This is a genomic window from Streptomyces otsuchiensis, from assembly GCF_004305975.1.
Taxonomy (GTDB): Bacteria; Actinomycetota; Actinomycetes; order Streptomycetales; family Streptomycetaceae; genus Streptomyces; species Streptomyces otsuchiensis.
Genome location: NZ_BHZI01000262.1, coordinates 1 through 8,171, shown reverse-complemented (window position 1 = coordinate 8,171; position 8,171 = coordinate 1). Strand labels below are relative to the sequence as shown.

The 8,171-nt window shown below is 74.2% G+C and carries 5 protein-coding genes; all 5 read right to left on the bottom strand.

Annotation, left to right across the window (positions count from 1 at the left end):
- Window positions 1–3,689: trypsin-like peptidase domain-containing protein (locus E0D90_RS20925; RefSeq protein WP_130799633.1), on the bottom strand; the 3,689-nt coding region annotated here is incomplete at its 3' end.
- A 453-nt stretch (window positions 3,690–4,142) separates the two neighbouring features.
- Window positions 4,143–5,057, bottom strand: coding sequence for a tRNA pseudouridine(55) synthase TruB (truB, locus tag E0D90_RS20920; RefSeq protein WP_130799632.1), 915 nt, complete (start codon window positions 5,055–5,057; stop codon window positions 4,143–4,145).
- Complete coding sequence (rbfA, locus tag E0D90_RS20915; RefSeq protein WP_130799631.1) at window positions 5,057–5,569, bottom strand: 30S ribosome-binding factor RbfA; 513 nt, start codon at window positions 5,567–5,569, stop codon at window positions 5,057–5,059. The genes truB and rbfA overlap by 1 nt, the downstream gene beginning before the upstream one ends.
- A gap of 48 nt (window positions 5,570–5,617) precedes the next feature.
- Window positions 5,618–5,911: a DUF503 domain-containing protein gene (locus E0D90_RS20910; protein WP_103502705.1), complete on the bottom strand. Its 294-nt coding sequence runs from the start codon at window positions 5,909–5,911 to the stop codon at window positions 5,618–5,620.
- An 86-nt stretch (window positions 5,912–5,997) separates the two neighbouring features.
- Window positions 5,998–8,171: translation initiation factor IF-2 (gene infB, locus E0D90_RS20905; RefSeq protein ID WP_130799630.1), on the bottom strand; the 2,174-nt coding region annotated here is incomplete at its 5' end.

Genomic DNA, 8,171 nt, shown 5'->3' with positions numbered 1-8,171 from the left:
CGGAGCCCCGGTTTCGCCGCCCATCTGACCGTCGCACTCGCCGCCACGCCCGAGGACTGGTCGGGGCCCGCCGGCCCCGACCAGTCCTCGGGCGTGGCGGCGAGTGCGACGGTCAGATGGGCGGCGAAACCGGGGCTCCGGCGGACGCGCTCGGCCAGACGACGGTCGGCCTCCCGCGCTCCCTCGGCCGTCCGCGACAGTGCCGCGGCGATCCGGCGCACCCGACCCGTCGCGTCGTCACCGGCTGCGGACGGGGCGGCAGCAGGGGCGACGGTCGCGGTCGAGGTGAGGAGCGACGGCGGTACGGCCCCCGCCGCCACCGCCGCCGCGGTCAGTGCCTCACCGAGCACCAGAGGGTCCCGCTCCCGGCGCAGCACCAGGGTCAGCAGCTCCCCGGCAGGCTCTCCCCCGGCGGCTCCGAGGACCCGGGCCACGGCGGCGCGCACCGCCGTGGGTCCTTCCCGCAGCAGCCGGTCGACGAGGCAGACCAGGGCGGAGCGGGCGCGGCGGCCCTGTCCCAGGCGGTGCTCGACGAATCGGGCCACCGGTTCGGCACCCGTCAGCGGCGCGTCGAGCGCGTACTCGGCGACCAGGCCGGCCACCCGCCGGGCGACCGCCGGGCTGCTCACGGTCGCCAGTGAGGTGAGGGCGGCGGCGCAGGCCTCCGGATCTCCGGCCGCATGACGAAGCCGACGCCGGAAAGCCTCCAGTACCTGGGCGGGGTGGGTGGTCAGGGCGTGGGCGAGGACAGCGGCCAGCCGGCGGTCGCGTGCGCTGCCGTCGGCCGTGGCCACGAAGTGGAGCAGCCCCGGCGCGAGATGGCGTCCGCGCGTGGCCGGGTCGCGCAGCAGCAACACGTACGCCTCGCTGTGCAGCGCACTGTCCCCGGGGCGGGCCAGCAGGGACTCGGCCGCGTGGCCGAGGAGCCGGCGGTCGTCGGCGCTCGGCCCGGGCTCGTGGGCGACGGCGCGGGCGGCGTACGCGGCGGCCGCGACGCGGCGGTCCGGCCGCTCGTCGACGGCCCACCGTCGGACGGCGCGGCACAGCGCCGACGGTTCGTCCTGCGCGAGCTCGGAGAGGAGTTCGTCCGCGCGGGGGTGGGCGGCGTCGGCGAGGGCGTCGGTGAGCGCGTCGAGCGCGTGGTGGCGGTGGGTGTGCAACAGCGCCTGCGCCGCGGCTGCCACCGTCGCCCCACTGTGGTCCGCGTGGTGGCGCAGCGGTCGCACGTCGTCGAACCAGCGGCACAGCACGGGCTGCGCCGCACGCGGGTCGGCGGCGAGCAGTTGTCCGGCGGTGGTCAGGTACCGGTCGCCCGCTCCGGTCCCGTCGGCCGGCAGTACCAGGCGGAGCAGGTCGAGCCGGTGCGCGGTGTCGAGTCGGAGCCCGCGCCAGAAGGCCGGCGGGAAGGCCGCCGCGGACGCCGTTCCGGCCCCGACGAGGTCGGCGAGCTGGCGTGCCACGCCGAGCTGTCCAGTGGCGTCGGGCAGCCGGAGCAACGTCTCACCGAGGAGGTGCCCGCACCACCAGCGGATGTCGTCCGGCAGGGTGCTGGGGTCGGCACCGGTCGGCGGGCCGCCGGGCACGGCGGGGCCGTGCTCCGTGGTCGGCTCCGACGGACGGGGCCCGCGCGCCGTGGGGGCCGTGGCGCGTGCCCCGGTGCCCTGGCGGGGCACCGTCACGGGTCTCGGCGGGAGTTCTCCGTCCGGCCCGGGGGTGTGCTGCCGGACCTGTGGGCCGAGGGCGGAGACCAGCCGCTGCAACCGGCGCCGTAGGGCTTCCGCTCCGAGATCCTGGTCGAGCCTGAGCAGCGCGTACACCACCGGCCCGATGCGGTGTCGTGGGATCGGCGGCGGGGCGGGCACCGCGTCGTTCGAGGAGGCGGGTGGGGCGAGCAGCCGGTCCAGCGTGCTGTCGAGGTCGAGGTGCCGGCCTTGGATCCAGTCGGCGAACTCCTCGTCCGCGAACCGGTATCCGGCGCCGGCGGGCAGCAGGATCCCTTCCTCGAGTACGGCTGCGGCCCATCCGTCCCGCCAGGGGAACAGCTCCTCGAATGCCTCACGCGGCAGTACCACCGGCCCCAGGGACCGCCGGGCCGCCTCGTGCAGCCGAGCCGCCGCCCGGGCCGCCAGGCGGCGCCGGTGGCCCGGCCCGCGGGCTGGTCTCTCCTGCTCCGCCAGGCGCTCGGCGACACGCAGCGCCGCGAGGTCGAGGTGCGCGCCGAAGATCTGGGGGCGGTCCGGCAGGCCACCCGCTCCCGGCGGCTGCGCTGACCGGATCCGGGCGAGCATTCTGAGCGAGAGCGGATGGCGCCGCTCCGCGGGGTCGACGAGGGCACCGATCCCCAGGGCCTCGCGCACTCCCGCTGCCTGTACCGGCGGCAGGTCGCCCAGCCAGTGGCAGCCGGGGAGTTCGATCCCGAGGGGGCGCCCGGGCGTGACGGGAGCGTGCAGGGTGTCCGCCGGGAAGAGACGGCCCGCGTGCTCCCAGTACTCGGGGCGGCAGGCGAGCGCCAGCCTGGCGCCGGCCGCACGCAACCAGCCCGAGGTCGCGGCGGACCACTGCCGGAGCCGGACGGCGAGACCGGGGGGCATCTCCTCGGGCGCGTCGAGGACGATCAGCAGGGGCCGCCGCGCCATGCGTGAGACGCGCGCGAGGACGTCGGGGTCGACGGCGGGCGCGCCCTCGCTCTCAGGGCCGGGGGCGTGGGCTCGTTCGGTGGCCCGCCGAACGCGCGCGGCATCGGTGAACGCCCGGTACAGGGCGTCCCGGATCCCGCCGTCCGTCGCATGCAGGTCGGCACCCCGCAGCCACACGGTGGGCGCCGGCTCCGGGCCGGTGGCACGACGCGCCGCGTGGGCTGCGAGCGTGCTGCTGCGTCCTGTGCCCGGCGGGCCGACCAGCGCCAGCACGGTGCGGGACGAGGCGTCGAAGGCGCGCAGCGCGTCCCCGGCCTCGGGCCGCTCCGCGCCTGCGGTGCGGGCCCCGGTGGGGCCCGTGGGGGCGGCTTCCGCGGTCAGGGTCTGCGCGGTGAGCCGGAGCGCACCGGCGAGGTTGAGGTCCACTCCGAAGCCGGGGACCACGGTGCCGTTGCGACGCAGCAGTTCCCCGAGCGGGCCGTCCGGCTCCGCCATGGCGGCGGCACGCAGCGGAACGGCGAGTCCTGATGCCTGGGCGGCGTGGAGCGCGGTGCCCAGGACGGCCAGGACGGAGCCGGTCTCCGCGTCGAGCACAGGGCTGCCGCTCGCCTCCGCGTTCAACCGGAGCCGGACGGCGGCCGACTGCGGCAGTCCGAGCCGGAGCGCCGCCGGGATCGGGTGGAATCGGTCGGTGGCGGTGTAGGTGGCGGGGCCGTCGCCTGTCACCGTCGCCGCCGACCAGCCGTCGAGGTGCGTCAGGACCTCGGAGCCGGTGGCCGTGGCGCGGTCGGAGCCGATCAGCAGCGGTGCCAGTGGCAGGCCACCGGTGCGGACCAGGGCGAGGTCCCATTCGGGGATCGCTGTCACGGCGTCCGCGGTCACGACTTGGGGACGTCCGACCGGGGTGTGCACCACGATCCTGGCCAGTCCGTCCACCGCCTCGTGGCTGGTCACGACGGTGCCGCGGTCGTCGGCGAGGAAGCCGCTGCCGCGTGGGCGGCCGGCCAGATCGCAGATCCGCGGCAGCGTGGGCCCGGCACCGCACGACGCCATTCCGACCTCCCGTATGAGCTGGTGTCTGCGGGGTTCTGCCCAGGGGATGACGGGGTTCAGCGGGTTTCACCACGGACGATGGATACACGCCCCTGTTTCACGCGTTCACGCCCGCCATACGGGCGAGCCCACCGCGCGCCTGCGCGGCCGACTCGGCCGCCACATGGGCGCGATCCGGAAAGCGGCGCGTGGTGCGGGCCCGCACCATGCGGGCCCGCACCACGCGTTGCGGAGAGGTGCGCCCCGCCGCCCCATGCGGTGGGGCACGCGTGTGGCCCCAGGCCGTGCGCCACGGGCCCCGTGGGCCTCGCTGAACGCCTCCAGCGGTCCTACCCGACGCCGTACCGGCGGGTGTCACGCGAACTGCGGAAATGGCGCGAACAGCGCGACGGGGCGTCGACCGGGAGATCCGGTCCACGCCCCGTCGCGTCACATCACACGGGATGGAGTGCCTCAGCCCTGCGCGCGCTCCAGCACGGCGAGAATCCGGGCACGCCCCTCGTCCGACTCGACCAGCGCGACCAGCCGTCCGTCACCGGCCAGCGCGGCGATCGGTCCGGCCGGCATGTCGGAGGGCATGTCGATGCGCACTCCGTTGCCGAGCAGGGCCGCGCGCCGGTCGTCGAGCTCCCAGCGCGGGAAGGCCGCGGCCGCCGCGGCCGCCAGTGGCATCGGTGCGAGCTCCGCACGGAGTTGGCCGATGGTCCGCGCGTCCGCCACGCGGTAGGGCCCGACGCGGGTCCGTCGCAGTGCCGTGAGGTGTCCGCCGGTGCCGAGCGCCTCGCCGAGATCGCGGGCGAGCGCCCGGATGTAGGTGCCGGACGAGCACACGACGGCGACGACGAGGTCGGTGACCGGTGTCCCGTCGTCCGCCGCCCCGGTCCGGATTTCGTGGACGGTGAACTCCGAGACGGTGACCGGCCGGGCCGGAATCTCGACATCCTCGCCGTCCAGCACCCGGCGGTAGGCCCGCTTGCCGTCGATCTTGACGGCGCTGACCTTCGACGGGACCTGCAGGATGTCGCCGGTCAGGCGCCCGACCTCGCGTGCCAGGTCGTCCGCGTCCACCTCCGGCGCCCCGGCCGTGGCCGTCAGGTCGCCTTCGGCGTCGTCCGTGACCGTGGTCTGCCCCAGCCGGATGGTGGCCAGGTACTCCTTCTCGGTGAGGGCGAGGTGGCCGAGCAGCCGCGTCGCCTTGCCGAGGCCGAGGACCAGGACGCCGGTGGCCATGGGGTCGAGCGTGCCGGCGTGTCCCACGCGGCGCGTCCGGGCGATGCCCCGCAGGGTGGCCACCACGTCGTGGGAGGTGTACCCGGCGGGCTTGTCGACGACGACCAGCCCGTCGGGTCCGTTGTCCTTGCGTGCCATCAGCCCGGGGTGTCCCCGCCGCGGTCGGGTGCGCCGCTGCTGTCGCCGCCCGTCTCCCGGTCGGAGCCCTCGTCCTCGGAGTCCTCGTCGCCCGCCCGGTTGTACGGGTCGGGGTCACCGGCGTACTGGGCGCCCGCGGCCTCCTGGCGGAGCTTGGCGTCCCGGGCGCGCGCGGCGTCGAAGAGTTCCTCCATGGCGCGCGCGTTCTCGGGGAGCGCGTCGGGGACGAACGCGATGCTGGGGGTGTGCTTGATGCCCGCCGCACGACCGACCTCGGTGCGGAGCATGCCCCGGGCGCTCTCCAGGCCCGCGGCGACCTCGGCCCGGGCCGCGTCGTCACCGTAGACGGTGTAGAAGACGGTGCTCTCGCGGAGGTCCCCGGTGACCCGGGTGTCGGTGACGGTCACCTGATGGTTCTTGATCCTCGGGTCCTTGATGCCCCGCTGGATCTTCTCGGCGACCACCTCGCGGATCAGTTTCGCCAGGTTGTCGGCGCGCGCGCTGCCGCTCACGGTGACGTCTCCTTCTTCTGTGACAAGTGCTGTGCGGGTGACGGCGGCTCAGTCGTCGTCACCGTGGACCCGCCGTCGGACCGACAGCAGCTCCACTTCCGGCCGGGCGGCCACCAGCCGCTCGCACCGGTCGAGGACGTCGGAGAGGTGTCCGGCGTCCCCCGAGATCACCGCGACGCCCACCTCGGCCCGGCGGTGGAGGTCCTGGTCGCCGACCTCGGCGGCGCTGACCGCGAACGTGCGGCGCAGCTCCGCGACGATCGGCCGGACCACTGAGCGCTTCTGCTTCAGCGACCTCACATCGCCCAGCAGCAGGTCGAAAGAGATCGTCCCTACGTACATGGCGATGATCGTAACGTCGCCCGTACGGGCCGGTCGACGGAGTTTCCTCCACCGGCCGGCCCGTCACGGTTCCCGCGTGAGGGGGATCAGCCGCGCGGCTTCTCCCGCATCTCGTAGGTGGCGATGACGTCGTCGATCTTGATGTCGTTGTAGCTGCCGAGGTTGATACCGCCCTCGTAGCCCTCACGAATCTCGGTGACGTCGTCCTTGAAGCGCCGCAGACCCTCGATGTTGAGGCTCTCCGCGATGACCTTGCCGTCACGCAGCAGCCGCGCCTTGGTGTTCCGCTTGACCTCGCCGGAGCGGATGAGAACACCCGCGATGTTGCCCAGCTTGGAGGAACGGAAGACCTCGCGGATCTCCGCGGTACCGAGCTCGACCTCTTCGTACTCCGGCTTCAGCATGCCCTTCAGGGCCGCCTCGATCTCCTCGATCGCCTGGTAGATGACCGAGTAGTAGCGGACGTCCACGCCTTCGCGCTCGGCCATCTGCGTGGCACGGCCGGCCGCGCGCACGTTGAAGCCGATGACGATGGCGTCGGAGCCGGTCGCCAGGTCGATGTCGGTCTCGGTGACCGCACCGACGCCGCGGTGCAGGACCCGCAGCTCGACGTCCTCGCCGACGTCCAGCTGCAGCAGCGCCGACTCAAGGGCCTCGACGGAACCGGAGGCGTCACCCTTGATGATCAGGTTCAGCTGCTCCATCTCGCCGGCCTTGAGCGCCTTGTCCAGGTCCTCCAGCGACACCCGGCGGGTGCGCTTGGCGAACGCGGCGTTGCGCTCCCGAGCGGCGCGCTTCTCGGCGATCTGGCGGGCCGTGCGGTCCTCGCCCACGACGAGGAAGTTGTCGCCGGCGCCGGGCACGTTGGTCAGGCCCTGCACCAGGACCGGCATGGACGGGCCGGCCTCCTCGACGTTCTTCCCGGTGTCGTCGAGCATCGCCCGGACACGGCCGTGGGCGTCGCCCGCGACCATCGTGTCGCCGACCCGCAGCGTGCCGCGCTGGACCAGGACGGTCGCGACGGCGCCGCGGCCCTTGTCCAGGTGCGCCTCGATGGCGATGCCCTGGGCGTCCTGGTTGGGGTTGGCCCGCAGGTCGAGCGTGGCGTCGGCGGTCAGCACGACGGCCTCCAGGAGGCCCTCGATGTTGGTGCCGGGCTTGGCCGCGACGTCCACGAACATGGTTTCGCCGCCGTACTCCTCTGCGACGAGGCCGTACTCGGTCAGCTGACCGCGGACCTTCGCCGGGTCGGCACCCTCGACGTCGATCTTGTTGACCGCGACGACGATCGGGACACCGGCGGCCTTGGCGTGGTTGAGCGCCTCGATCGTCTGCGGCATCACGCCGTCGTTGGCGGCGACCACCAGGATCGCGATATCCGTGGACTTCGCACCACGGGCACGCATGGCGGTGAACGCCTCGTGACCGGGGGTGTCGATGAAGGTGATCTTGCGCTCTTCACCGTTGACCTCGGTGGAGGCCTGGTAGGCACCGATGTGCTGGGTGATGCCGCCGGCCTCGCCCTCGATCACGTTCGTCTTGCGGATCGCGTCCAGCAGACGGGTCTTGCCGTGGTCGACGTGGCCCATGACGGTGACGACCGGCGGACGGGCCACCAGCAGCGTCTCGTCGCCCTCGTCCTCGCCGAACTCGATGTCGAAGGACTCCAGGAGCTCCCGGTCCTCCTCCTCCGGGCTGACGATGCGGACGGTGTAGTTCATCTCCTCGCCGAGGAGGCGCAGCGTCTCGTCGGAGACCGACTGGGTCGCTGTGACCATCTCGCCAAGGTTGAACATCACCTGCACCAGCGAGGCCGGGTTGGCGTTGATCTTCTCCGCGAAGTCCGTCAGGGACGCGCCGCGGGAGAGACGCACGGCCTCACCGTTGCCGCGCGGCAGCATCACGCCACCGATCGACGGGGCCTGCATGGCCTCGTACTCCTGACGGCGCTGCCGCTTCGACTTGCGGCCACGACGCGCCGGACCGCCGGGACGGCCGAACGCACCCTGGGTGCCACCGCGGCCACCGGGGCCACCGGGACGACCACCGAAACCGGGACGGCCACCGAAGCCACCGGGACGACCGCCGCCGCCACCGCCGGGACCGGCCGGACGGCCGGCGAAACCGCCGCCACCGGGACGACCGCCGCCACCGGGACCGGCCGGACGGCCGGCGAAGCCACCGCCACCGGGACGGCCGGCGCCACCGGTACCGGGGCCGCGGCCCCCACCGGGACCGCCGCCCGGACGGCCACCGGCCG